The sequence below is a fragment of the Microlunatus elymi genome (genome assembly GCF_007362775.1).
Classification (GTDB): Bacteria; Actinomycetota; Actinomycetes; order Propionibacteriales; family Propionibacteriaceae; genus Microlunatus; species Microlunatus elymi.
Genome location: NZ_CP041692.1, coordinates 4,352,215 through 4,376,701 on the forward strand (window position 1 = coordinate 4,352,215; position 24,487 = coordinate 4,376,701).

Sequence of the window (24,487 nt, forward strand, 5' to 3'; positions counted from 1 at the left end):
GTGGTGTGGCTATAGGCAAACTACCGACTGACAAATCGGCTAGTTGGGGACGATACCGGCGCCGAACGGGAACAGCGGATGGTCGGGATTCTCGCCGACCGCAACCGGGAGTCGGCCGGTCGGTTGCCGGCGGCCGAGCAGCACGTCGGCGACCGCATCGAGCGCGACCGGAGTGGCCGAGTAGCTGAGCAGCATGGTGCCGCCGGCGGTCACCAGTCCGGCATCGTACGGCTCGGTGATCGCGACCATGCTGACCTGCGGCGCGATCTCCCGCACGCTGCGCACCAGGGTGCGCTGCCAGCGTTCCCGCCAACCGGACGAGGTGACGATCACCGTCTGCGAAGCTGCCCGAGCCAGCCGTCGGGCTGCGTTGATCAGATCCCGATCCGGCCGCTGCCCGGTGACGAGTTCGGAAACCTCCAGGCCGTCGTCCTTCAATGCCGCGGCCAGCCGGCCGATCGCGACGGCGTCGGCGCCGAGCAGGCAGACCGAGCCGCGCTTCAGGGGGAAGAGTTGATCATCGTCACGGATCAGAGTGAGGGTCCGGGCGGTGATCTCGGCTGCGCGCGCGTGCGACTCCTGACTGCCGACCTCGGCGGTGATCTTGGCCGGTACGGTCGGCGCCGGTTGCAGAATTCCACGCCGTTGCTTGAGTTGCAGGACGCGTACGACACTCTCGTCGATCCGCTGCTCGGTGAGCCGACCGCTCGCCACGGCATCCGTCAGTGCCGACACCGCACGTTCCGGATCCGCGGGTTCGAGCAGCACGTCGACGCCGGCCTCGATCGCGCGCACCGCGACCTCGCCGTCGTCGTACAACTCGCGAACGCCCTGCATCCGCAGCGAATCGGTGATGATCACCCCGGTGTAGCCGAGATACTCCCGCAACAGCCCGGTCAGGATCGGCCGGCTCAGCGTGGCCGGGTCACCGGACGGGTCGAGCGCCGGGAACGACAGATGCCCGGTCATGATCATCTCCACCCCGGCACTGACCGCCTCCCGGAACGGCAGCGCGTCGATCGACTCCCAATCGATCATGGAGTGGGTGATCGTCGGCAGCCCGTGATGGCTGTCGGTGCCGGTGTCACCATGACCCGGGAAGTGCTTGGCGGCAGCGATCATGCCCGCGTCACGCTGCAGGCCGGCAATCGCTGCGACCACCTGTTCGCCAACCACGTCGGGCTCACTGCCGAAGGACCGAACGCCGATCACCGGATTGGCCTGATTGACGTTGACGTCGGCAACCGGCGCAAAGTCGGCGTTCACACCGACGGCAGCCAGCTCCCGGCCGGTGATCTGATATGCCTCCCGGGTCAGGTCAAGATCATGAGCCGCGGCCAGCGCCATCGCCCCGGGGAATTGCGTGGCCGGCGGACCCATCCGCGCCACCCGCCCGGTCTCCTGATCGGTGCCGATGATCAAGCCGATCTCGGAGGCGGCCTGCAAGCCGTTGCTGAGTCGTCCGATCTGCTGCGGATTCTCGGTGTTGCCGGCCCAGGCGAAGTAGATCACCCCGCCGAGCCGATACTTGGCCACCACGTCGGCCGGCGTGTCCACGCCGAACAACGCTCGATTGCGGTCGTCGGCCTGATCGGCCGCCGAACCGTAGACCAGATGGAAGATCAACTGGCCGAGCTTGTCCGGCAGGCTCATCCCGGCCAGCAGGTCTGAAATCACGGGCTGCTGTGAGACATCAGTCATCACGGCGGAACATTACTGGTCGGCAGCCAGCCGATGTACGGCCGCCTCGATCCGTTCATCGGATGCGGTCAGCGAAACCCGTACGTGATCATCACCGGCCGTCCCGTAGAAGGCACCCGGCCCGACCAGGATGCCGAGATCGGCCAGCCGGTCGACCGACTTCCAGCAGTCGTCGCCGATGCCCGCGCTCTGATCAAGGGGGCCCTGAGTTGCCCACAGATACAGCGAACCCTCGGAGTGATCGATCCGGAAACCCGCCTGTTCCAGTGCCGGTCGCAGTAGCTCGCGCCGGCGGCGGTAGCGCTCCTGCTGGACGCGTACATGATCATCGGTGCCGAGCAGTGCGATCATCGCCTGCTGCACCGGCCGGGACACCATCATGCCGACGTGGCGCCTGATCAAGGTCAGCTCGGCGACGATGGTCGGATCGCCGGCCACGAAGGCGGCCCGATAGCCGGCCAGGTTGGCGATCTTGGACAGCGAATGCACCGCGAGCAGGCCGGTGTGATCGCCGCCGCAGATGTCGGGATGCAGCACCGACAGCGCCGGCGCGTCCCAGGCGAAGTCCAGATAGCACTCGTCGGAGGCGACCACGGCGCCCCGTTCGCGGGCCCAGTCCACCCAGGCCTTGAGCTGGTCGGGGCTGAGGATCCGGCCGGTCGGATTGGACGGCGAGTTCAGCCAGACCAGCTTGGGATGTTCGTCGCGTACCGAATCCAGATCGTCGGTCGCGATCACCCGGCAACCGGCCACCTTGGCTCCGACCGCGTAGGTCGGATAGGCGGTGGCCGGGATGATGATCAGGTCATCGGGCTGCAGGGCCAGCTGGGTCGGCAACCAACCGACGAACTCCTTGCTGCCGATGGTGGCCAGGCAAGCCCCCGGCTCGACCGTCGCGCCGCGCCGGCCCAGATAACCGGCGATCGACGCACGCAGCGCGGGCGGACCGACCACCGTCGGGTAGCCCGGACTGTTGCCGGCTGCAGCCAATGCCTCCTGCGCGATCGCCGGAGTGTCGTCCACCGGCGTACCGATGGACAGATCGACGATCCCGTCCGGATGCTCGGCCGCCCTTTGCTGGGCGGACGCGAGCGCATCCCAGGGATAATCGGCAAGGGCTGCGGCCAGCGGGTTGGTCACTCGTCGTGCTCCTGCGGGGGCAGCGCGGCGATCATCGGGTGGTCCTTGTCGATCGGACCCAGCTTGGCGGCGCCGCCCGGCGAACCGAGATCGTCGAAGAACTTGACGTTGGCGTCGTAGTAGTCCTTCCACTCCTCCGGCGTGTCGTCCTCGTAGAAGATCGCCTCGACCGGGCAGACCGGCTCACACGCACCGCAGTCGACGCACTCATCGGGGTGGATGTAGAGCATCCGCTTGCCTTCATAGATGCAGTCCACCGGACATTCCTCGACGCACGCCAGATCCTTCAGATCGACACACGGCTGCGCGATGACGTACGTCACAGCGTCCTCCTTGGTTACTCGTCCACAGATATCCCGCTTAGTATCGCGCCTTGACCGCCGGGAATCGAAGGAAGCCCCCTATCTGGACAGGAATGCCGCCTGATGGACCAGACACCGCCCCGCGCGATCGGAGCCGACGCGCTGTCCGCAATGGTGCCACCGCTGGGGATCGACGACCGGGTGACCATTCGCTACCGCCTCACCGACGGTTCGGCGACCGACGTGGTGGGCTGGGTGGTCGGGCTCGACGACGACCAGGTACGAGTACAGCCGCCCGCCCCGGACGGTCGTCCACAGCCGGCGCTGGTGGATCGCGATCGGATCATCCTGGCCAAGCGCGTGCCACCGGTCCCCGGCGGTCGTCCGGTGAGCAGGACGACGGCCGAGGAACTGGAACGGATCGCGATGCAGGGCTGGATCGACGAGTCCGCACCCCTGCTGCCCGGGCATCACGGATGGACGCTGCGCTTCGGCAACGGCTTCACCGGACGGGCCAATTCCTGTTTGGCAGTAGGCGATCCGGGACTTCCCTATCCCGAGGCGTCGAAGTTGATCATCGAGCAGTACCAGGCCGCGGGGCTGCCGCCGTGGGTGCAGGTGATCACCGACTCGGTGCCGGACCGCCGACTTGTTGATCTTGGTTGGCAGCCGACCTACGTGCCGACCACGGTGATGACGGGCACGCTCGGCGCGGTGGTCGGTGATCATCGGCGCACCGACCGAGTGCAGGTCGCCGAGCAGCTCACCGAGGACTGGTGGCAGGGCTATCTGCAGTACCGGCCGATTCCCGATCATGAAACCGCGCGCCGGATCTTGATCAACAATCCACCGGTCGGACTGGCATCGGTGCACCACGACGGCCGGCTGGTCGCGCTGGGACGTGGCCAGATCACCGCCGACTGGCTCGGCATCGCCGGCCTGTGGACCGATCCGGCGTTCCGTCGTCAAGGCCTGGCGACCATGATCATCCGCGAGCTCGCGCACTGGGCAGCCCGGCGCGGCGCCCGCTACGGCTATCTGCAGGTGGCCCAGGAGAACGCCGGCGCCATTGCTGCCTACTCGCGGCTCGGCTTCGTACGCCATCACGATTACCGCTACCTCGCACCGGCGCCGGTCTAAGTCCAGACTTGCCCGGATCAGATAATCTGATCGCATGCGGACCATGACAGCAACCGAGGCCAGTCGATCGTTCGCCGCGCTGCTCGACGACGCGGAGCGCGGTGAAACCACCATCGTGACCCGTGGCGGGCGACGGGTAGCAACGATTGGTCCGGCACCGTCCGGAAACGGTCGAGGCGTTGCCGAATTGCTGTCGGCCGGCTTGGTTGACGATGAATTCGCCGGCGATGTCGCAGCTGCGCGCGAGTCGGTCGAACTCCAGGATCCGCAATGGCTCGCCGGCTGATCCTCGACACCGGAATCCTGATCAACTCCGAACGCGGCGGCCCCCCACTGCAGGAGGTCATCGAGGACGACGACGATCTGGTGATCGCTGCGATCACGGTCGCCGAACTCCGCACCGGAATCGAACTCGCCTCCGACGCGCATCGCGCCAATCGCAGCGAGTTCCTGGTCCGGGTACTGGAAACCCTGCCGATCCAGTCGTACGACCTTGCTGCGGCCGAAGTGCATGGCCGCCTGCTCGCCCATGTCCACCGGGCCGGGGCCAAACGTGGCGCCCATGACTTGATCATCGCCGCCACGGCGGTCGCCACCAACCGCATCGTGCTGACCCGAGATCGGCAGGCGCGCTTCGGAGAATTGCCCGGCGTCGAGTGCATCACGATCGACTGAGCGGGCCGCACCGGGCTCCGACTCAGACGCAAGTGCGGCGATCGGTGGGGTGGTAGGTCCAGGCGAAGTCTTCCTTCTTCACCTGGTTGCCGTCGCGGTAGAACAGCCGCGAATAGCTGACGTCGAATCCCTGCACCGGCGCGGTCGCGACACAAGTCGCGCTGTCGTCGGTGAGGTCGCGGCCGGTGGTGAAGTTCGACTTCACCGGTTCGGTCGATTCGATCTTGTCGTAGGTCTTGGTCGACCACATCCGCACGGTCAGGGAACCCTGACCGCCCGGCTCGGCCTTCTTCAGTTTGGCCTGCACCAACACGCCGTAGTCGGTGTTGTTGCGGAACTTCAGGTCCAGCGTCGGCCAGGCGACTGTGGCCTCCCGGCCCGCCGGGTAGCGGTCGATGTAGAGCGTGTGCGGCTGGTGCTGAATGTCCTCGAGGCCGGCGAAGAACATCGCGTTGTAGGTGGTGGTCGCGCTCTGCGAGACGCCGCCGCCCAACTCCTGCTTGAATCGGCCGCCGGTGATGATGCTGCCCTCGGTGAAGCCGTTCGCCCGGGTTCGTTCGCCGACCACCTTGTTCAGACTGAAGGTCTCCCCCGGCTTCAGCAAGGTGCCGTTGATCAACTCGGCGGCCCGGCCGATGTTGACGTTGCGGTATTCGGCGTACGGGTAGTGGGTGGTGAATTCGCCGGTCACTTCCTCGACGCCGAGCTTGTGCGCGTCGGCCGTGTTGAACTCCGGCTCGACCTCGGTGGTCTGGACCGCTGCCGTCCGCTCGCTGCCAGTCTTGGTCATGGCCGCGTCGACGGCCGTGGCCAGCTCGTCGGCCGAGATCCCGGTGCCCGGCTTGCCCTCGACCACGGTCGGCTTGCCGTTCTTGATCTTGATCGTGGCGTCAGTCGCCTTCTTGGTGTCGAACGTCGCCAGTGCCGATTTCGCTTTCTGGTGAAGCGTTCTGGCGTTGAGCGTTGCGGTTGGTCTGCCGTGGGTCTGGTCGATCTCGATCGCTTTGGCGATCATCGCCGGCGTGATCTCGGCCTGGCTGCTGTCGGCGGTCACCGTGACTGGGCCGGACAACGCCGGCTGCACCCGGTCCTTGATCAACTTCGCCACCTCGTCGTCGGTGATCTGCGGCTGCGATGTCCGGACCGGCAGCGCCACCGGCTCTTCGGCGAGCAGACCGTCCGGGATCGCCCGTGCCGCCGCGGCACGGTCCAACGACAGTCCGGTGATCATCTTCGTACTGTTGATCTTCGGCTGATCGGAGTCGTTGATCTTGATCTTCGCGTCCTTCGGCTTGCGATCATGGTCGTCGGCCAGCCCGTCGACCGCAGCCTTCAGCTTCGCGTTGTCGGTCGCGATCACCGGATCGACCTCGTGCCCACCGGTCAGCCCGGCCCAGATCCGGCGCGGATCGAGGCTCCGGCCGATGCCGACCCGGTCGACGGTCGCCTGGTAGTCGACGCCGACACCTGCATCGGCCGGATCGACCTCGGCACTGCGGTTGTCGATCGTGACCGCGATCGGTTCCGTGGCCCTCGGTCCGAGCGCCTGCTGCAGCTGCTCGACCGCGTCGGTCCGGCTCATGCCGCCGATCGGGATCCCTGCCACCGAAGCATTCCGCGCGGTCTTGTCGCCGGTCATCAGGTAGCCGATCAGATAGAGCCCGAAGGCGAGCACCACCACCGCGCCGGCACCGAGTCCGACGACCTTGGCCCTGCTCCGCGCCGGTGGCGCGGACTTCTCCCCCGTCATGTCGCTGTCCCCCAACCGCGATTCAGAGCCCGACGAACAGGTCGTCGGCCCACTTGTCGGAATCGGGGAACGGTTCTCCGGCCGCGAGCCGGAAGTGCTCGGCGGCCCAGAAGTCCTCGATCGTTTCGGTGGCGGTGAAGAACCAGCTGTCCTGGGCGATCTGGGTCGGGTAGGCGCGCAGCGCGGCGATCTTGCGGTCGACGTACTCCGGTCCGCGAACCTCGGCGACGATCGACTCGTCCGGCACCGTCATCGGCAGTGAGCCGGCCACATCGGGATCGACGCCCTCCCAGGTGGTGGTGTCGCCGGCCGCCCGCAACGCCCGAATGCCTTCACGCATCCGGGTCTCGCTGTTGGCGGTCCAGAGCACCCGGCGGACCGTCCACGGCTCGCCGAGATCGGGGCGGTAGGTCGGCACCCCGGCCAGCAGATAGGCGTACATCGCCACCCGGTGGGCCTGGATGTGGTCGGGATGGCCGTAGGCGCCGACCTCGTCGTAGGTGACCAGCACCTGCGGCTTGCGATCGCGGATCAGCGGCACCAGTTCGTTGGCCGAGGTGAGCAGGTCGGTGGTCCAGAAGATCCCGTCCCGCAGCGCGTCCCGCGGCACCGCAAGGTGCCCCTCCCACTTCATCCCGGAGTCCCGGAAGCGGTAGTCGCCGCCGAGCCGGACGTAGTCGGTGACGCCGAGCGCGGCCATCGCGTTGTGCAGTTCGGTGATCCGGTGCGGGCCGAGCCGATCCTCTTCCTCGGCGCCGAGATGTACGAGGTCGGGCACCAGCACCTCGCCCTCCTCGCCGAGGGTGCAGGTCACCAGCGTCACGCCGGCACCCTCGGCGACGTACTTCGCCATGGTGATGCCGGTGCCGATGGATTCGTCGTCGGGATGGGCGTGGACCAGCATCAGGCGCCGGTCGGGAAGCTCAGAAGTCACGGCGCAAGCCTACGAAATGCCGCCGACAGTCAACGAACGCTCGTCCGGGTCGCAAATCGCATCGGTCAGCCAGCCGAGATAACGCTCGGCCGATTCGGCCACCACCCGCTTGGCGTCGGACTCGATGCAGGTGCCGAACGCGCCGTAGATCCGGTCGTAGTCGTACGGCTCCACGGCGGCGACGATCTGCCGCACCAGCCGCACCGACAGCGGCAGGTAGTTGGGGAACGATCGCATGAAGCTGGCGGTCCGGTTCGGCGTGACGGCGATGGTGTCGCCGCTGAACAGCACCCCGCGACCGTCCGCGCCGTCGGCCCAGTGCGCCACCGAGCTGCCGGGAAAGTGTCCGCCGGCCTGCACCAAGGTGATGCCGGGAAGGATCTCGAGCCGATCCCGCCAGAGCCCGATCCGGTCGTCGGGATGGCTGATCCAGCGCCGATCGTCGGCGTTGAAGTAGAGCGGTACGTCGAACTCGCGGGCCCAGACCGCGGCCGCCCCGACCAGGTGCGGATGGCTGGCCGACACCGCCGCCACGCCACCGTTCTCGGCGGCAGCGGTGAGCATGGCGTCGGTGACGACCCCGTTCGGCTCCCAGACCAATTGACCGGTCGGGGTCTTGATCAACATCGTCTTCTGCCCGATCCCGAACGTGGGCCTGACTTCCAGCCGAGTCAGCCCCGGCTCGACCTCGACGAACCCGAATTCGTGATCACCGGCGATCTCGGAGCATTTGGTCCATTGCTGGCCGTCCTGGGGCACCCACTGCCGGTCGTCGGCACAGATCGGGCACACCCCGGGCAGGTCCTGATCGATCGGAAATGCGTTGCCGCAGGTGCGACAGAGGTAGATGTCCATGACCCCAGCCAAGCCCCTCAACCCGGGTCGAGGTCAAGGTGTACGAGTCAAGCCTGAACTTGGGGCGCCGCTGAGCGCCCGCTGTCAGCCGACCCGCTGGCTTCGGCCGGAGATCTATCGTGATCCAGCCGTTGCTCGCGGCTAGTTCAGGAAGAGGTGTTCGGTGAGTCCGGTGAGGAGTTCGCAGGTGGTGAACGTGGCCGACGATCCAGAGCTCGAGCCGGACCTGATGGTGCCGACCCAGCTGGGCCGGACCGGTGCCCTGGTCGGGGCGACGGTGAGTTTCGGCGCTTCCTTGCTGTACGTGGCCTGCTTGCTGCTGTTCCAGCTCGGCGTTCACACGGCAGGAGCGACCAGCCGGGCGCTGATGCCCCAGACCGCCGAATGGGCAACCTTGCTGCTGGTCTATTTGATCTTCGGCACAGTCGCCTCGGTCGTGCTCGGCGCCGCTGTCGGTGCGCTGAACGGAGTCATCCAGACCAAGACATGGAAGAGTCAGTCACCCGGTCTGGCCTGGACCATCGGCATGGTGATCGGGCTGGCCGTCGCGCTGCTCGTCCAGCTGATCTTAAACGCCGAGGGGCTGCATCATGACCTGTCCGAGCAACTGCGCTTTTTCACCATCCCGAGCATGATCTTCGTGATCTCGACAGCGTTGACCAGCGTGCTCACCCGCCAGCGGCATCGATTGTGAACGCGGCGACCCGCGGTGCACAGAACTGGTCGAACGCACCCTCGGTTCGTTGACGGATCCCTTCACACCAACGAGTGCAGCGATTCTCGCTCCCGGCCATCGGGCCACAGCCCACGACACCGTCACCGACCGAGGAGTGCCTCGCTGAGACGCTCAGCGCGATCGTCGACGTGAGCGCCGATGCACCGCTAGTGTGCGCTAACGCACCGTCCGAGCGAGCCGAAGACCGCGAATGTGCGCTAGCGCACCGATTTCTTCGCCGATAGGGACGAGAACGGTGCTTCTTCGCACACTCGCGCTCTCTGGCGCGTGCAAACGGTGCGTTTGCGCACACTCGCCGATTCGCTCGGGTTGGCGACGATCCGGGGGTGGTGCGCGAGGCTTCGCCCGAATAGCGCGTCGCACAGTCCTTGGCCGCGCGGCGGATGCCGAAGGCGGGTGTTCGGATCTTTGCGCGCGCGACGTGGATGGGACTGGCCGTCCGTACGATGCCCGACTACCGCCCAATCAACCGGGCCGTCTCCAACGCGCTCGGCGACCAGGGCATCGTGCGGACCGGATGTCGCGCGCACAAAGACCCGAATACCCGACTGACCACCAATCAGCGCTCGCGTCCCGGCCCTTCGACAAGCTCAGCGGCCCTGGTTGGATCAACTCATCGGCTCGGCGAAGTGGCAGGCGGAGTCGTGTTCGTCGATGCCGTCGGGGCGCGGGATCAGGATCGGTTCCTCGACCGAGCAGCGATCCTGGGCCTTCCAGCAGCGGGTGTGGAAGCGGCAGCCGGTGGGCGGGTTTGCCGGACTCGGTACGTCGCCGGTCAGCACGATCTGATTCTTGTTCTGGCGCTGAGTCGGGTCCGGCACCGGCACCGCCGACAGCAACGCCTGGGTGTACGGGTGGGTGGCGTGCTCGTAGATCTGTTGATCATCACCGATCTCGGCGATCTTGCCGAGGTACATCACCGCGACCCGGTCGGAGATGTGCCGGACCACCGAAAGATCATGGGCGATGAACACGTACGACAGACCCAGCTCGGTCTGCAGATCCTTGAGCAGGTTGACCACCTGAGCCTGCACCGACACGTCCAGCGCGGACACCGGCTCGTCGCAGATGATCACCTTCGGGTTCAGCGCCAGCCCGCGGGCAATGCCGATCCGCTGCCGCTGACCGCCGGAGAACTGATGCGGATAGCGATGCAGATGCTCCGGATTCAGCCCGACCAGCTCGAGCAACTCCTGCACCCGCTTGCGACGATCACCGCGCGGCAGCACCGACGGGTGGATGTCGAACGGCTCGCCGACGATCTCGGCCACCGTCTTGCGCGGATTCAGCGAGGTGTACGGGTCCTGGAAGACGATCTGGATGTCGCGGCGCAGCCGGCGCATCGCGTTGCCCTTCTGGGCGTACACGTCGACGCCGTCGAAGGTGAGCTTGCCGGCGGTCGGTTCCTCCAGCCGCATCAGCAGCCGGCCCAGGGTCGACTTTCCGCAGCCGGACTCGCCGACGATGCCCAGCGTCTCGCCGCGGTAGAGCTCGAAGTCGACCCCGTCGACCGCCTTGACGTGGCCGACCGTACGGCGGAACACGCCGGCCCTGATCGGGTAGTGCTTGACCAGCCCTTCGGCCTTCAAGATCACCTCGGTGCCGACACCGGTCTGGGTACTCATCGGCTGACTCCTTCTGCAAGCACATCCTCGGCAAAGTGACACGCGGCCCGACGTTGCAGGCCCACGTCACGCAGTTCCGGCGGCGAACCGGCACGACAGACATCCTGCGCATACCGGCAGCGCGGATGGAAGGGACACCCCGGCGGAATTGCGGTCAGATTCGGCGGCAGGCCCCCGATCGCGGCCAGCTGCTGGCCCTTCTGATCAAGTCGCGGGATCGACTCCAGCAGGCCCTTGGTGTACGGGTGCGCCGGGGCCGCGTACAGGTCGAACACGTCTGCCTGCTCGACGATCTTGCCGGCATACATCACCGCGATCCGGTCGGCAACGTCGGCCACCACACCAAGATCATGAGTGATCAGGATCAACCCCATCCGGCGCTCGTCCTGCAGATCGGCCAGCAGCCGCATGATCTGTGCCTGCACGGTCACGTCCAGTGCCGTGGTCGGCTCGTCGGCGATCAGCACCGCCGGGTCCAGTGCGATCGCCATCGCGATCATGATCCGCTGTCGCATGCCGCCGGAGAACTGATGCGGATAGGCCTTCACCCGCTGGTTCGCACCGGGGATCTGCACCCGTTCCATCAGCTCGACGGCACGTTTCATCGCGTCGGACTTGTTCATCCCGCGGTGTTTGCGGAACATCTCGGCGATCTGCCAGCCGACCGGGAACACCGGGTTCAGCGCGCTCAACGCGTCCTGGAAGACCATCGAGATCTCCGGACCTCTGACCTTGCGGCGTTGGGCTTCCGGCAGTTTCAGCACATCGGTGCCGCAGTAGCGGACCTGCCCGCCGGTGATGTAGCCGGGCGGGCTGTCCAGGATGCCCATGATCGCCTGCGCGGTCACCGACTTGCCGGAGCCGGACTCGCCGAGAACCGCCAGGGTCTGGCCCTCGTACAGGTCGAAGCTGACGCCGTTGATCGCTTTCGCCACGCCCTCTCGGATGCGGAATTCGACCTGCAGGTCGTCGACCTCCAGCAGCAGGCCATCCGGTCCGGGCTGCCAGAGGTTGCCGATGGTCTCCGTGCCGTCCTTGTTGATCTTGGTGTTGCTGCGCATCGTCTCGGTCATGATCACCTCAGTCTCGGATCAAGCGCATCCCGGACCGCGTCGCCGAGCATGATGAAGGCCAGCACGGCAACGGACAGGAACAGGCTGGGGAACAACAACATGTGCGGTGCCGCGCGGATCAGTCCGATACCGGAGGCGTCGGAGATCGCCACACCCCAGGAGATCACCGGCGGCTGGAATCCGATCGCCAGATAGGACAACGTGGCCTCGACCCCCATGTAGACACCCAGGTTGATGGTGGAGACCACGATGGAAGCCGCGATCGCATTCGGTACGACGTGGGAGAAGATGATCCGGAAGCCGCCACCGCCCAGGGCGCGGGCGGACTGGATGTAGTCGTTCGGCAACACCTGCATGACGCTGGAGCGCATGATCCGGGCGGTCACCGGCCAGCCGAAGGCGGACAGGATGAGGATGATCCGGGCCACCTGCAGCGCGTACGGATCGTCCGGATCGGCGGGGAACTGATACAAGATCAACAGCCCGCCGAGCAACAGCGGGAAGGCCATGAAGATCTCCCCGGTCCGTTGCAGCACCGCGTCCAGCCAGCCGCCGAAGTAGGCAGCCATCACACCCATGAAACCGCCGAAGATCAACGTCACCAGCGCCGTCCCGGCGCCGACCAGGATCGACGCCCGAGCGCCGTAAATCGTTCTGGCGTAGACATCCGCGCCCTGACCGTCCATCCCGAACCAGTGTTCGGCCGACGGCTTCTGCCGCGCCTTGGACAGGTCCGCATAGGTCGGATCGACGGAGGTGAAGAGTTGCGGCACCACCGCCATCGCGAAGAACAGCAAGATCAACACCGCGGACACCCAGAACACCGGGCTGCGGCGCAGCTCGTACCAGGCGTCAACCCAGCCCGACCGCGGCCGGCGCTGCTTCTTGCCGATCTCGTCGGCCGGCGGTTCGGTCGGCGCGACCGGCAGGTCCGGCCGCTCGGTGATCGGTTCAGTCATTGCTGATCCTCGGGTCGAGTACGCCGTACAGGATGTCGACGATCAGGTTGGCGAGCAGGTAGACCAGCACCAGGACCAGCACCGCGCCGACCACCGAGACGCCGTCCTTCTGGTTCAGACTGCGCCAGATGAAGAAACCGACCCCGTTGATGTTGAAGATCCGTTCGGTGACGATCGCGCCGCCCATCAGCAGGCCGATGTCGGTGCCGATCTGGGTGATCACCGGGATCAACGAGTTGCGCAGCGTGTGCACACCCGTCACTCGGGACGGGGCCAGCCCCTTGGCCCGGGCCGTCCGGACGTAATCGGACCGCACGTTCTCGACCAGACTGGTACGGGTCAATCGAGCCACGTAGGCGATCTGCAGCGAGCCGAGAACGAAACCAGGTAACAAGAGTTGATACCAGGTCCCTTCGCTGGCGGTGACCGGGAAGATCCCCCACCGGACACCGAAGAGCAGCTGGGCGACGCTACCGAGGACGAACACCGGCACCGAGATCACGAACAGGCTGGACACGGTCACCAGATAGTCGACGAACCGGCCACGGAAGACCCCGGCGAACACTCCGGCGACGATGCCGACGACGATCTCGCACATCAGTGCGATGAACGCCAACTTGATCGTGGTCGGATAGCGGATGGCCAGTTCGTGCGCGACCGAGTTGCCGTAGAAGTTGGTGCCCAGATCACCGTGCAGCAGCTTTCCCAGATACAGCATGTACTGCACGATCAGCGGCTTGTCGAGGTTGTACTCCTCGGTGAACTTGGCCACGTAGGCCGGTGGGCAAGGCCGCTCCCCGCAGCGTCCCTCGGCCGGGTTGCCCAGGGCGAACACGGCCGCGTACAGGATGAAGGTCGCCCCGAGGACGACCGGGATCATCTGGAGAATCCTGCGCACGATGTAACTGATCACGCGCTGCCTCCTCAATCGTTACGTCGGGCCCCACGTCGGCGTGGTCGTCGTCGATTGCGGGAGTCCCGGGCGTGGTTGTGGCGATCCGGCGCGTTCGGCCGAATCGCCACAACTCACGCTTGTCGGCGGGTAGGACGGGTCAGACTGTCGGGTCGGTCAGGTTGATCACTGCTTGACCTGAATGGACGCGTAGTCCAGCACGCCGAAGGCGTTCACCTTCACATTGCTGACCCGATCCGACCAGGCCACCAAGGCGTCGTCGGTCCAGGTCGGGAAGGTCGGCACGTCCTGCGCCAGATGGGATTCGGCTTCCTGGTAAAGCTTGTTGGCCTCGTCCGTGCTGGGAGCCGCAGCTGCCTGCGACAGCAGCTTCTGGAATTCCGGGTTGTTGTAGCGGGTGTCGTTGCTGGCCGCGCCCTTGGCGTAGATCGGGGCCAGGAAGTTCTCGATCGACGGGTAGTCCATCTGCCAGCCGTTGCGGAAGATGCCGTTCAACTCGCGGTTGTTCAGCTCGTCCCGCAGGGTCTTGAAGTCCGGTTCGATCTTGGCCACGCAGTTCACGCCCAGGTTGTTCTTCAACTGGTTACAGACCGCCTCGGCCATCGCCCGGTGACCACCGTCCTGATTGACTGCAAAGGTCAAGGTGCCCTTGTATCCACCGGCCTCGGTGTAGAGCTGCTTGGCCTTGGCGGCATCGAAGGTGCACACGTCACCGCAGGCGCCCTTGTTGTAACCGTCCACCACCGGGGACACCCAGCTGTCGGCCGGAGTCGAGCGTCCGTTGTAGATCTGCTTGGTGATCTCGTCGCGATTGATCGCCATCGAGATCGCCTTGCGCATGTTGGCGTTCTTCAGTTGCGCGTCGTTCGGCGAGAATCCGATCGCCTGGATGACGCCCTGCGGCTGCTTCAGCCAGCGGTCCGGAAGCTCGTTCTGGTAACCGTTTCCGACCAACCGGTCGGTCGGGATGATGTCGGTGTAGTCGAGCTGATTGGCCACCACGTCGTTGTAGGCCGCGCCTTCGTCGTTGTAGATCTTAAACGTGATCTTGTCGACGTTGCCACCGAATTCGCCGGAGTAGTTCTTGTTCTTGCTCAGCGCGATCGAGGTGTCGCTGACACTGTCGACCTGGTACGGGCCGGCGCCGATCGGCTTGGTCTTGAACGAATCCGGGTCGGCGAAGAACGCGTCCGGCTGCGGCGCGAAGGCGGTGTAGCCCAAGCGCACCGGCAGGTTCGAGACCTTCTCGGTGGTCTTGATCGAGAACGTGTAGTCGTCGACCACCTTCAGCCCGGTGAGTTTGTCGGTCTTGGCCGGATGCCCCTTGCAGTCGGCCTCACCGTCCTTGCCGGCACCGCATTGGGTGTCGGCGTACCCTTCCACCGGCTCGAAGAAGTACGAGCCCTGCTGGCCGTTCTCGCCGGCGGCGGTGTAGTTCCAGGCGTCGACGAAGTTCTTGGCCTTGATCTCGGTGCCGTCGGAGAACTTGTACCCCTTCTTGATTTTGACGGTGAAGTTCTGGTTGTCCGAGGTGTCGATGTTCTCGGCGATGTCGTTCTGCGGATTTGCGGTCTTGGGGTCGTACTTGACCAGCCGAGCCACGAACGCGTCCAGGATGTTGCCGCCACAAACCTCGGCTGTGTTGCCGGCGACCAGCGGATTCTGCGGCGTACACCCTCGCAGGGTGATTTCGCCGCCGGTGGCCTTGGCCGCGTTGGTCTGGGTGTCGTTGCCGGTCTCGGACCCGCCGCCACCACAAGCCGCTGCAACCAAAGCGACCGCTGCGATTCCAGCCGCAGCGGCCATTGCGCGAGTGCGTCCTCGCATGGATTCCTCCTACTTCGAGCGCCCTTGTCTCGAGCGCAGGGCTACTGACGGCAACCCTGCCGTCTCGACAAGGCTGACGCGGAGCCACCCTAGAAGAAGAAACCCGATCGTGACCTGGTTGGCACAAGACTTTCTTGATACAACGCGCCGGCCACCATCAATTCGCGCTTGTGGCGAACCGCTGCACCGATGCCAGCGCCCGGCGCAGCGGATCGGTCTCCTCGGCCATCACCCGGGCGATCACCGGCGGAGCCTCGATCGACGTGCGCAGCCGGTCGGCCCGCGCCAGCACCTCCGGTTCGGTGATCGCCATCGGGAAGGCCAGGCTGGGCACCTTGCCGAGCACCCAGCCGGAGCGGAACTCGGCCGTGCCGGCGATGTCGTCGAAGAACCGCAACGCGTACGCCCGGGTCAGCGCGACCTGTTCGGCGGAGTAGCCGAACATCGCTTCGGCCGTGGCGTACAGCTCGTAGGCCGAGAGGTCGGACGGCTCGGTGAGCAACCGGTACGCGGCCTGTTTGGCTGCTGCGGTCGGCAGCGCCGCCCGGGCCCTGGCGGCGTTGACCTGGGCCGCGGCCGAGGTGTCGACGCGCAAGGTTTCGTCGATGATCTCCGGCCGGTCGGCCAGCGAGCACAACCGGGTGACGACGGCCCAGCGCAGCTCCGGGTCGAGCTCGATGCCTTCCGGCAGCTGCTGTTCCCGTCGCCAGGCGTCGAGTTGATCTTGGTCGACCTGACTGGTGATCGCTGCCCGGAAGGCGATCAGCTGTCGATCCGAACCGGGTTCGGCGGCCGCCAGCATCTCGTCCGCCAACCGATGCACCGACGCGAGCCGGGACGCGCGCTGGGCGACCGGGGCGAAGGCGCCGGCCAGTGTGCGTTGGGCGAACGTGAGCATGCTCGCCGCGATCACGTCCTCCGACTCCGAGCCGAGGTTGTCGATGATCACCTGCAGTGCCTGCTGCGGATCCAGCTCGGCGTCGCGGACCTGATCACGCAGGCTGTTGAAGATCACCACCCGGGTGCGCGGATCGCTGATCCTGCTCAGCCGAGCGGTCAGCGCGGACCAGTCCGCCGACTCGAATCTGATCTTGGCCCAGGTCTCGTCGTGGGCGTCCGGCACCATCGCGACCGCGCCGTCCGGCCGCTGCACCGGCTGACCGAGATCACCGACCACGGCCCGGTCGGCGGTGATCAGGGCGCCGTCGTCGCCAACCGCGGCGACGGCGACGGCGTGCAGCCGTTGCGCCGGCCGTTGCTCCGGCGGGGTCCGGACCAGCTCGCGGCTGCCGTCGGCAAGGCTGCAGATCTGCACGGTGTCCAGACCGGCGGTGAGCAGCCACTCCTTGGTCCACCGATCAAGATCAACTCCGCCGGCCGCGTCCCAGCAGGCCACCAACTGGGCGAACTCGGCGTTGCCGAAACGATGATCATCGAAGTACTGCCGCAACCCGGTCAGGAACACGTCGTCGCCGAGGTAGCTGGCCAACTGGAGCAACACGGCGGCGCCCTTGGCGTAGGAGATGCCGTCGAAATTCTGCAGCGCGGTGGCCGCGTCCACCGCTCCGTTGCCGGCCACCGGGTGGGTCGCGTCGGACTGATCGACGACATACCCCCACGCCTTGCGGACGATGCCGAACTCGGTCATCAGCGGGTAGTCGGTCGCCTCGGTGCAGCAGCGGTGCGCCATGTACTCGGCGAACGACTCGTTCAGCCACAGGTCGTCCCACCAAGCCATCGTGACGAGGTCGCCGAACCACTGATGGGCCATCTCGTGTGCGATCACGCCGGCCCGGCTGGCCCGCTCGGCGCGGGTCGCCCGGGATCGATAGATGAAGGAGTCCCGGAAGGTGACGCAGCCGGGGTTCTCCATCGCACCGGCGTTGAAGTCGGGCACGAAGGCCTGGTGGTATTCGCCGAACGGATAGCGGACGCCGAAGATCCGGTGGTAGTAGTCGAAGCACTGGCCGGTGACGGTGAAGATGTCGTCGGCCTCGCGCTGCAGCGCGTCGCCGAGCGAGGCCCGGACGTGGATGCCGTACGGGATCCCGTCGTGCTCGGAGTAGATCGAGGCGTACGGGCCGGCGATCAGGGTGACGAAGTAGGTCGACAACGGCTGCTGTGGTGTGATCGTCCACCGGGTCAAGGGTCCTGAGCCTGTCGAAGGATCCTTGACTGCGGGGCCGTTGCCGTGGATCGTCCAGTCTGCGGGAGCCAGGACTTCCAAGCTGTACAGGGATTTCAGGTCCGGCTGGTCGAAGCAGGCGAACCAGCGCGGAGCCGCGTCGAGGAAGCTCATCGCGTACAGGTAGATCTTGCCGTCGGCGGGATCGACGTGCCGGTGCAGGCCCTCGCCGTCGCTGGAGTAGGCCATCACACCGTCCACCACGACCGTGTTGGTGCTCTGCAGATCGGTCAGGGCGATCCGCTCGTCGGACCAGGCCGACGTGTCGATCGGACGGCCGTTCAGGGTGACCCGGTTGAGTCGTACCCCCTTGAAGTCGAGGAAGGTCTGCGCCCCGGGAGTCGCGTCGAAGTCGACGGTGCTGATCGAGCCGAACTCGGACTCCCCCGAACCGTGTTGATCACCGAGATCCAAGGTGATCCGGGTGTTGCGGACGGTGATCAATTCGGCTCGTTGACGGGCCTCGACCTGACTCAGACTGGGCACGGATGTCGACGCTACCCCATGATGTGATCATGGACCTGACGATCCGCAAACCCAGCAGTCCCGATGAGTACGAGCAGTCCCGCCGGCTGGCCGGCGAGGCGTTCGGGATGCCGGCCCAGCCACCGTCCGAACCGGCCGGACCCGACGGGCCGGGTGCCACCACGTTCGCCGCCTTCGACGGCTCGATCATGGCGGCGCGGATGATCGAACGCGACTACCAGTCCTGGTTCGGCGGCCGGCTGGTGCCGACCAGCGGCATCGGCGGCGTCACGGTCGCGGTCGAGTATCGCGGCCGCAAGCTGCTCGCCGGCTTGTTCACCGAGTTGTACGCCGCCGCCCGGGAGCGCGGTGCGGTGATCTCCACGCTCTACCCGTCGGCCCCGGCGATCTACCGCCGGCTGGGCTACGAGGTGATCGGCACCGCCGAACCGGTTCGGGTGCCGATCTCTGCCCTGGCACGGATCCGCCGCCCCGAAGCAGTGATCACCCGGCGGGCCACCGCCGCCGACGTGCCGGCAATTCGCCGGCTCTACGACGGCTGGGCGGCGGCGCACAACGGCCCGCTGAGCCGCCGCGGCCCCTCCTTCCCGACCACCGACGAGGAGTTGATCACCGCGTTCACCGGCATCACCGTCGCCGTCCGGGACACCGGCAACTCCGCTCCCGCTTCCGGCGAGGTGATCGGCTACGCCAGCTGGCAGCGCGGATCGGACTGGGGCGCCGACGCGGTGATCAAGATCAGCGATCTGATCGCAACGGCGGCCGACGGCTACCGCGCCCTGCTGGCCGACTTCGGCACCTTCGCCGGCCTGCTCGGCCAGCTGTCGCTGGACACCTCCGGGCTGGACGTGGTGCGGTACCTGCTGCCCAGCTCGGATTGGCGTCCAGGCAACTGCGACCCGTACATGCTCAAGATCATCGACGTGCCCGGCGCCATGCGGGCCCGCGGCTTTCCGCAGGGATTCTCACTGTCGTTGGAGTTCGGCCTGTCCGGTGATCCGATCACCGGCATCGACGGCCACTACCGGCTCGACCTCGCCGACGGCAGCGCCGACTGCCGGCGGCTCGCCGATCTTGGCCCAGGCCCCGAGGCACAGGGCCGGTTGGAGTTGCCGATCTTCACACCGAACGGGCTGGCCCTGGCCTACGCCGGTGCGCAGTCGCCAGCGGCCATCCGGACCGTCGGCGGGCTGTGGGGACCGGATGGTGACGACGATGCCTGGGGCGCGATCTTCGCCGGCCGGCCGGTCCGGATCCGCGACCACTTCTGACACAGGGTTCAGCGCTTGGACTCGACCCACGTGTCGTAGGTCGTTGCCCCCAAGACGGCATCGGGCCCGGGCACGAGCGAATCGTTGGCAAGTTCGGTACCGAAGTACTTCGCGTGCGGGTCGACGACCAATTCGCGGATGTCACCGTTGCCCTTCAGGGCGGCCGGAATGAACTCATCCATTCGGACCCGATCCGGGCCGCCGGTCTCCCGCACGCCATTCACCGGAGAGCCGGCAGTCGCACGCGCGACCGCAGTCGACACGTCATCGGCGGCCATCGGCTGATAGTGCACCGGCGGGAGGTGGAGCTTGCCGTCGATCATGGACTCGTCGGCAATCGCTGTGGTGAACTCGAAGAACTGGGTCGCCCGCACGATTGTGTAGTCGATCCCGGATTCCTTGATCAACTTCTCCTGGGCAGCCTTCGCTCGCAGATATCCGCTGTCGGGCAGTCGGTCGTTCCCAACCACGGACAGAGCGACGTAGTGGCCGACACCGGCGGCCTTGGCCGCGGCGATCAGATTGTTGGTTGCGGTGACGAAGAACTTCAGCACATCGTCGTCGGCGAACGACGGTGAGTTGGAGACGTCGACGAGCACCTCCGCTCCGGCGACTGCTGCGTCGACGCCTTCATTGGTGAGAGTGTTGCAGCCGGTCTGCGGTGATGCCGGAGCGGCGTCATGACCGTGTGCATTGAGTTTCTCGATCAGCCTGGAGCCGATTCGTCCGGTTCCGCCGATGACGACAATCTTCATGATGAAGACACCTTTCTGTTCGGGTGGAGAACTCCTGCGGCGATCCGCAAGGAGCCGACAAAAGAGGCAAGGTGGCGAGCGGGTCCAATCGCTCTCTGCTTCCAGCCTGGCGGCTGTGCACATGACAAGGTCGACCCGGGCCGCCCCGGTGATACCCGGTCAGACTCGCCGTTACCTGCGACTCGACCTGGCCTCCGTCACCCGGATCGACCGGGCTGATGCCCCAGGTGTGACACAGATTGTCACACCGCATAGCCGAGCGCGGTCGAGAGGAGAGATCGGCGGAAGCCAGTTCGGCGCAAGCGAAGGAGACAACCATGGCCGACCAGACCGGCGCCCGAGTGAACCTCCTCCATCTACGAGCAGAGGTGGAGACCGAAATCGAATTGACCGAGTCGGTCGCGGATCCCAACAACATCGAAGATCCCGACACCGAGGCGTACGACATCAGGCTGCGCAGCCTCCGTGACGCCGTCGAGGTAGCTGCATTGTACGAGCACGGGTCCGATCAGCCGGCGTGGCTCTCCCCGGAAAAACGAGATCGCTGATCTGGGAGGCGGTCCGCGATCCGACGGCGAGATCGGATGCCGAGCTTGCCGAAAACCTTGCGCAGATGCCATTCCACGGTGTGTGGACTGATGAACAGCCGAGCACCGATCTCGGGATTGCTCAGGCCGTCGGCAGCGAGTAGGGCGATCTGTAACTCCTGCGGCGTCAACTCCTCGCCGGGCCGATTCGTTCTCGATGGTGACCGACGCAGCGTGCCGCCGGTGGCTTCATACTCACGACGCGCGCGGTCGGCGAAGGCCGTTGCACCACTGTCCCTCAACACCTCGTGCGCCATGCCGAGTTGAGCCCGGGCATCGACCCGGCGATTCTTCCGCCGCAGCCATTCGCCGTACAACAAGCGAAGCCGGGCTGTCTGGATCCGCACCCCGATGGGCCGCAACCGGTCGATAGCTTCGCGGAAAAGCTCCTCTGCCTTGGCGCCGTGACTGATCTGGGCCAGCACTTGGGCACGGGTGCCCAGCGCCCAATCGGTTCCGCTCGCCTCGGTGAGCTCACGAATGCGCTCAATCGCGGCATGAGCCTGCTCCGGTCGGCCGACGTGCACCGCGGCCTCGACAAGCTCGATCATCGACCACGTGGACAAGCCCAACTCCTGCGGATGGGCCGCACCCCGGCGTGCCGCGGCCAACGCGTCTTCATACCGGCCGTGGCCGTTGTGCAGAACTGCCGTCGCCCATTCCGTCGCGGTGAAAACCTTGCCCTCGCCGGACAGCGCAAGATCACCTCTGATCGATGCAATCGCGGCGCGCGTGCTCGGCCCGTCGCCTCGCCATGGCTGGAGGACCAGCTGTCCGTAATGGGCGAAGAAGCTGCTGCCGGTGACCTCCCCGATCGCCAGCGCCTCGGCAGCCAGCGAATCGGCGCCGGCCAGATCGCCCGCATACACCCGATTGGACAGCCGAAGCAGCAACGCGGAGGGCAATATCGACAACGCACCGGACTCGCGCGCCAAGTCGACCAACCGGGCCGACAACACCGACCAGTTGCCGAAGTCCCACCCGTTGTGCGCCATCCGGCTCGCCAGCGGCAACCACCCCAACCCTTCAGCGATCGAGATGTCCGGATCGCAGAAGTCGGCGACCGCCCGCAGCAGCAGTGGCACGCCGGCTGAATATCTCTGGGTGATCACCCGGGTCAGGCCGTCCAGCAAGACCTCACCGCGGCACGGATTCGGGCTCCGCGGCATCGTCCGGTAGGCCGCGGCGAACTGCTCAAGGCCGTCTGTGCTGGACAGCTGTCCGGCAGTGAGGGCCGCGTAGCCGGCGTCTCGATAGGTCTCGCGGGCCAACGTCGGGTCCAGTGTCTGCAACTGCCCGGCCGCGGCCAGCAGGATCGGCAACCCTGCGCTGGCGCTTCGCGCGGCGAACATGATCTGCCCACGCACGAGCTCGGCACGAGTCCGGCCGAGGTCGTCCATTCGGCTGAGGTCGGCGGCATCCAGCAGCTCCAACGCCTCGGCGAACGCACCCGCCTGGTACCTGGCCTCGGCGGCTGCCAAGGTCCGCGCGCCGCGTTGTGCCGGGTCAGCCGTGAGCTGTGCGGCGCGGTCCAGGAAGGAAGCAGCAGCGGACAGACCGCCTCGCGAGCGGGCTCGGCCGGCAGACGCCTCCAGAGCCGCCGCAGCAGTCTCGTCCGGTCCGACGCTCGCTCGGGCAAGATGCCAGGCCCGACGGTCCGGATCGGTCACGGGGTCGGTTGCTCTGGCCAGAACGCGATGCGCTTCCTGCCGCTGCACCGGCGTCCCTGCCTCGTACGCCACCGACCGAACCAGCGGGTGCCGGAAAGTCACCGAGCCGTCAACCCTGATCAGTTCCGCGTCGACGACAGCTGCCAGGGCGGCTACGACGTCGATGCCGGCGAACGAGGCGGCCCGACGCAGCAGATCCACGTCTCCGATCGGCTCGGCCGCAGCAATCAGGGCGAGCTGCCGGGTCTGCGGAGGCAGAGCCGCCAGCCGACGCAGAAACCCTCGCTCGATGTGACCCGCCGAATGCTGGCCGCCCGAGGGCATAAGTCCATCGATGGGTTCGGCGGAGTCCAACCCTGTCCACGACTCGAGTAACGCCAGTGGATTTCCCTGCGTCTCGGCAACGATCCGATCCCGGATCCGGTTGTCAAACGGGCCGACCCGCATCGTCGCCAGCAACGCGCGGGCGTGATGATCATCCAGGCCACGCAACCGAAGTCGCTCCAGGCCGTCCAGAATGTGACCACCGATCGGGTCACGGATCGCGAAGACCAACAGGACGGAGTCAGCGACCAGGCGCCGAGCGACGAATGCCAGCGTCTCGGCGCTGGCCCGATCGAGCCATTGAGCATCATCGATCAAGCAGACCAGCGGTCGATCCGCGGCAACCTCGGCAAGAAGGTTCAACACCGATAATCCGATCAGGAACCGATCGGGCGGATCGCCCAAGACCAGACCGAACGCTGTGCCGAGGGCGTCGAGCTGCGGCGACGGCAACCGATCGAGTTGATCAAGGAACGGCGCGCACAGCTGATGCAGCCCGCCGAAGGCGAGTTCCTCCTCGGACTCAACTCCCGCCGCGCGAGCCAGCCGGCAATCCGCGGCGCGCCACATCGCGTAGTCGAGCAGAGCGGTCTTGCCGATGCCTGGCTCGCCGTGTAGCACCAACGAGGCACTCCGGCCACCGTGAATGTCGTCGATCAGCCGGTCGATAATCCGACGCTCGGCGCTCCGACCGATCAGGTCTGGCCGCGCGTCACCCGATTCAGCCCATCTCCTCATGCGGTATATCCCCCGAGGCAGGAGACTACCGGTCGTGAGCAGATCCGGGTCAGGCAGCGCGCGCTTGCTGACCTAACAGGTGGTCACGGAGAACGCCCTCCAGGTGTGTCAGATCGCCGGACTGCGCGGCGCTCATGAAAGCCGCGGTCAGCCGACGCCCAGTGCGGACGTCTGCGAGTCGGATCCGCGGCCCTTGGATTCTCGTCCGGGACCGGGAGACCAATTGGCGTGCATTGGCAACGCTGACGCTCAGCACCCGAGCTATCTCGGCGTACGGGTAGTCGAAGGACTTCCGCAACAGACAGGCAGCCAGTTCGGCGGGGTTCAGCCTGGTCAAGAGATACTCGATGATCAACTCGACATCGGCTTCCTGCCCCGGTTCGCCAATCGGGTCGTCCCGCCCAGGCTGCATCAGCTGGCCCTCCCTGGCTCGATCTGGGAAGATCTCGGCCGTTGTCTCGTGGCGATGACGAGCCGAGTGGATCAGGTTGATGGCCAGCCGGGTGGCGGTCGTGGTGAGGAATGCAGCCGGGTTCTGCACCACACGCCGATCCGCGTGCTGCCAGCGGATCCATGCTTCCTGAACCAGGTCCTCGGCCGTATCGGCGTCACCGACGATTCGTCGCACGATCCGCAGCAATCCATCGCGTTCTGCGAGAAAGACCCGCACGTCTTGCTCCCACTCGACCTCACCCGCGGCCGACCGGTAACCGGCGCACGGAAGCGCCGAGGGAACTTCCAGAAATGACGCTGACATTGCAGACTCCTCCAGCTCGACCGCGGCAGAGTTGCCGTGGTCGTGCCAGCGTCGGGCGTTCGTACAGCGGCTCGCGCCCTGGAG

21 protein-coding genes are annotated in these 24,487 nt (G+C 66.3%); 6 read left to right on the forward strand and 15 right to left on the reverse strand.

Going from position 1 to position 24,487, the window contains the following annotated elements; all coding sequences use genetic code 11:
- Positions 1-39 precede the first annotated feature (39 nt).
- From FOE78_RS19765 to fdxA, 3 genes are read right to left on the reverse strand one after another with little or no spacing between them, the layout of a single operon-like run.
- The gene (locus FOE78_RS19765; RefSeq protein WP_143987797.1) at positions 40-1,701 is read right to left on the reverse strand and encodes a glycoside hydrolase family 3 protein; all 1,662 of its coding nucleotides are present in this window, start codon (positions 1,699-1,701) and stop codon (positions 40-42) included.
- A 12-nt stretch (positions 1,702-1,713) separates the two neighbouring features.
- Positions 1,714-2,841, reverse strand: coding sequence for a succinyldiaminopimelate transaminase (gene dapC / locus FOE78_RS19770; protein ID WP_143987798.1), 1,128 nt, complete (start codon positions 2,839-2,841; stop codon positions 1,714-1,716).
- The gene (gene fdxA, locus FOE78_RS23915) at positions 2,838-3,164 is read right to left on the reverse strand and encodes a ferredoxin (RefSeq protein WP_143987799.1); all 327 of its coding nucleotides are present in this window, start codon (positions 3,162-3,164) and stop codon (positions 2,838-2,840) included. The genes dapC and fdxA overlap by 4 nt, the downstream gene beginning before the upstream one ends.
- A gap of 102 nt (positions 3,165-3,266) precedes the next feature.
- Between fdxA and FOE78_RS19780 the strand changes: the two genes are divergently transcribed.
- Genes FOE78_RS19780 through FOE78_RS19790 form a run of 3 tightly spaced genes read left to right on the forward strand, consistent with a single transcriptional unit; the run spans position 3,267 to position 4,958 of the window.
- Positions 3,267-4,283: a GNAT family N-acetyltransferase gene (locus tag FOE78_RS19780; RefSeq protein ID WP_143987800.1), complete on the forward strand. Its 1,017-nt coding sequence runs from the start codon at positions 3,267-3,269 to the stop codon at positions 4,281-4,283.
- A gap of 43 nt (positions 4,284-4,326) precedes the next feature.
- Positions 4,327-4,569 carry a type II toxin-antitoxin system Phd/YefM family antitoxin gene (locus FOE78_RS19785; RefSeq protein WP_228265904.1) on the forward strand — a complete coding sequence of 81 codons (243 nt, stop codon included), beginning with the start codon at positions 4,327-4,329 and terminating at the stop codon, positions 4,567-4,569.
- A complete protein-coding gene (locus FOE78_RS19790; RefSeq protein WP_143987802.1) occupies positions 4,554-4,958 on the forward strand; it encodes a PIN domain-containing protein in 405 nt (134 codons plus the stop codon). Before FOE78_RS19785 ends, FOE78_RS19790 begins: the two co-directional genes overlap by 16 nt.
- A gap of 22 nt (positions 4,959-4,980) precedes the next feature.
- Here the strand turns inward: FOE78_RS19790 and FOE78_RS19795 are convergent, their stop codons facing one another.
- Genes FOE78_RS19795 through FOE78_RS19805 form a run of 3 tightly spaced genes read right to left on the reverse strand, consistent with a single transcriptional unit; the run spans position 4,981 to position 8,497 of the window.
- Entirely contained in the window at positions 4,981-6,708 is a 1,728-nt protein-coding gene (locus tag FOE78_RS19795; protein WP_143987803.1) for a VanW family protein, read from the reverse strand.
- A 22-nt stretch (positions 6,709-6,730) separates the two neighbouring features.
- On the reverse strand, positions 6,731-7,642 hold the full coding sequence (gene mshB / locus FOE78_RS19800) for an N-acetyl-1-D-myo-inositol-2-amino-2-deoxy-alpha-D-glucopyranoside deacetylase (protein ID WP_228265905.1): 912 nt from the start codon (positions 7,640-7,642) through the stop codon (positions 6,731-6,733).
- A 9-nt stretch (positions 7,643-7,651) separates the two neighbouring features.
- Positions 7,652-8,497, reverse strand: a complete 846-nt coding sequence (locus FOE78_RS19805; protein ID WP_143987804.1) for an MBL fold metallo-hydrolase — start codon at positions 8,495-8,497, stop codon at positions 7,652-7,654.
- Between the two features lie 163 nt (positions 8,498-8,660).
- On the opposite strand from FOE78_RS19805, the gene FOE78_RS19810 reads away from it, so the two are divergent.
- Entirely contained in the window at positions 8,661-9,191 is a 531-nt protein-coding gene (locus tag FOE78_RS19810) for a hypothetical protein (protein WP_143987805.1), read from the forward strand.
- A gap of 650 nt (positions 9,192-9,841) precedes the next feature.
- Here the strand turns inward: FOE78_RS19810 and FOE78_RS19815 are convergent.
- The 6 genes from FOE78_RS19815 to pepN form a co-directional block, all read right to left on the reverse strand.
- Positions 9,842-10,858: an ABC transporter ATP-binding protein gene (locus FOE78_RS19815; RefSeq protein WP_143987806.1), complete on the reverse strand. Its 1,017-nt coding sequence runs from the start codon at positions 10,856-10,858 to the stop codon at positions 9,842-9,844.
- Positions 10,855-11,931 carry an ABC transporter ATP-binding protein gene (locus FOE78_RS19820; RefSeq protein ID WP_228265906.1) on the reverse strand — a complete coding sequence of 359 codons (1,077 nt, stop codon included), beginning with the start codon at positions 11,929-11,931 and terminating at the stop codon, positions 10,855-10,857. Before FOE78_RS19820 ends, FOE78_RS19815 begins: the two co-directional genes overlap by 4 nt.
- Positions 11,932-11,933: 2 nt before the next feature.
- Positions 11,934-12,890, reverse strand: a complete 957-nt coding sequence (locus FOE78_RS19825) for an ABC transporter permease (protein WP_143987807.1) — start codon at positions 12,888-12,890, stop codon at positions 11,934-11,936.
- Entirely contained in the window at positions 12,883-13,803 is a 921-nt protein-coding gene (locus FOE78_RS19830; protein ID WP_143987808.1) for an ABC transporter permease, read from the reverse strand. The genes FOE78_RS19825 and FOE78_RS19830 overlap by 8 nt, the downstream gene beginning before the upstream one ends.
- 165 nt (positions 13,804-13,968) lie before the next feature.
- The gene (locus FOE78_RS19835; protein ID WP_143987809.1) at positions 13,969-15,630 is read right to left on the reverse strand and encodes a peptide ABC transporter substrate-binding protein; all 1,662 of its coding nucleotides are present in this window, start codon (positions 15,628-15,630) and stop codon (positions 13,969-13,971) included.
- Between the two features lie 157 nt (positions 15,631-15,787).
- Positions 15,788-18,301, reverse strand: coding sequence for an aminopeptidase N (gene pepN, locus FOE78_RS19840; protein ID WP_143987810.1), 2,514 nt, complete (start codon positions 18,299-18,301; stop codon positions 15,788-15,790).
- A gap of 2 nt (positions 18,302-18,303) precedes the next feature.
- Here pepN and FOE78_RS19845 point away from each other — a divergent pair, with 2 nt between their 5' ends.
- A complete protein-coding gene (locus FOE78_RS19845; RefSeq protein ID WP_143987811.1) occupies positions 18,304-19,572 on the forward strand; it encodes a GNAT family N-acetyltransferase in 1,269 nt (422 codons plus the stop codon).
- Positions 19,573-19,580: 8 nt separating this feature from the next.
- Here the strand turns inward: FOE78_RS19845 and FOE78_RS19850 are convergent, their stop codons facing one another.
- Positions 19,581-20,327, reverse strand: a complete 747-nt coding sequence (locus FOE78_RS19850) for an SDR family oxidoreductase (RefSeq protein WP_143987812.1) — start codon at positions 20,325-20,327, stop codon at positions 19,581-19,583.
- A 317-nt stretch (positions 20,328-20,644) separates the two neighbouring features.
- On the opposite strand from FOE78_RS19850, the gene FOE78_RS19855 reads away from it, so the two are divergent.
- Complete coding sequence (locus FOE78_RS19855; protein ID WP_143987813.1) at positions 20,645-20,875, forward strand: hypothetical protein; 231 nt, start codon at positions 20,645-20,647, stop codon at positions 20,873-20,875.
- On the opposite strand, the gene FOE78_RS19860 is transcribed toward FOE78_RS19855, so the two are convergent.
- Both FOE78_RS19860 and FOE78_RS19865 read right to left on the reverse strand, forming a co-directional pair.
- Positions 20,836-23,646 carry an ATP-binding protein gene (locus FOE78_RS19860; RefSeq protein WP_143987814.1) on the reverse strand — a complete coding sequence of 937 codons (2,811 nt, stop codon included), beginning with the start codon at positions 23,644-23,646 and terminating at the stop codon, positions 20,836-20,838. The genes FOE78_RS19855 and FOE78_RS19860 overlap by 40 nt on opposite strands.
- Before the next feature lie 49 nt (positions 23,647-23,695).
- Positions 23,696-24,403 (reverse strand): sigma-70 family RNA polymerase sigma factor, encoded by a 708-nt coding sequence (locus FOE78_RS19865; protein WP_143987815.1) that lies wholly within the window; start codon positions 24,401-24,403, stop codon positions 23,696-23,698.
- Between the last annotated feature and the right edge of the window lie 84 nt (positions 24,404-24,487).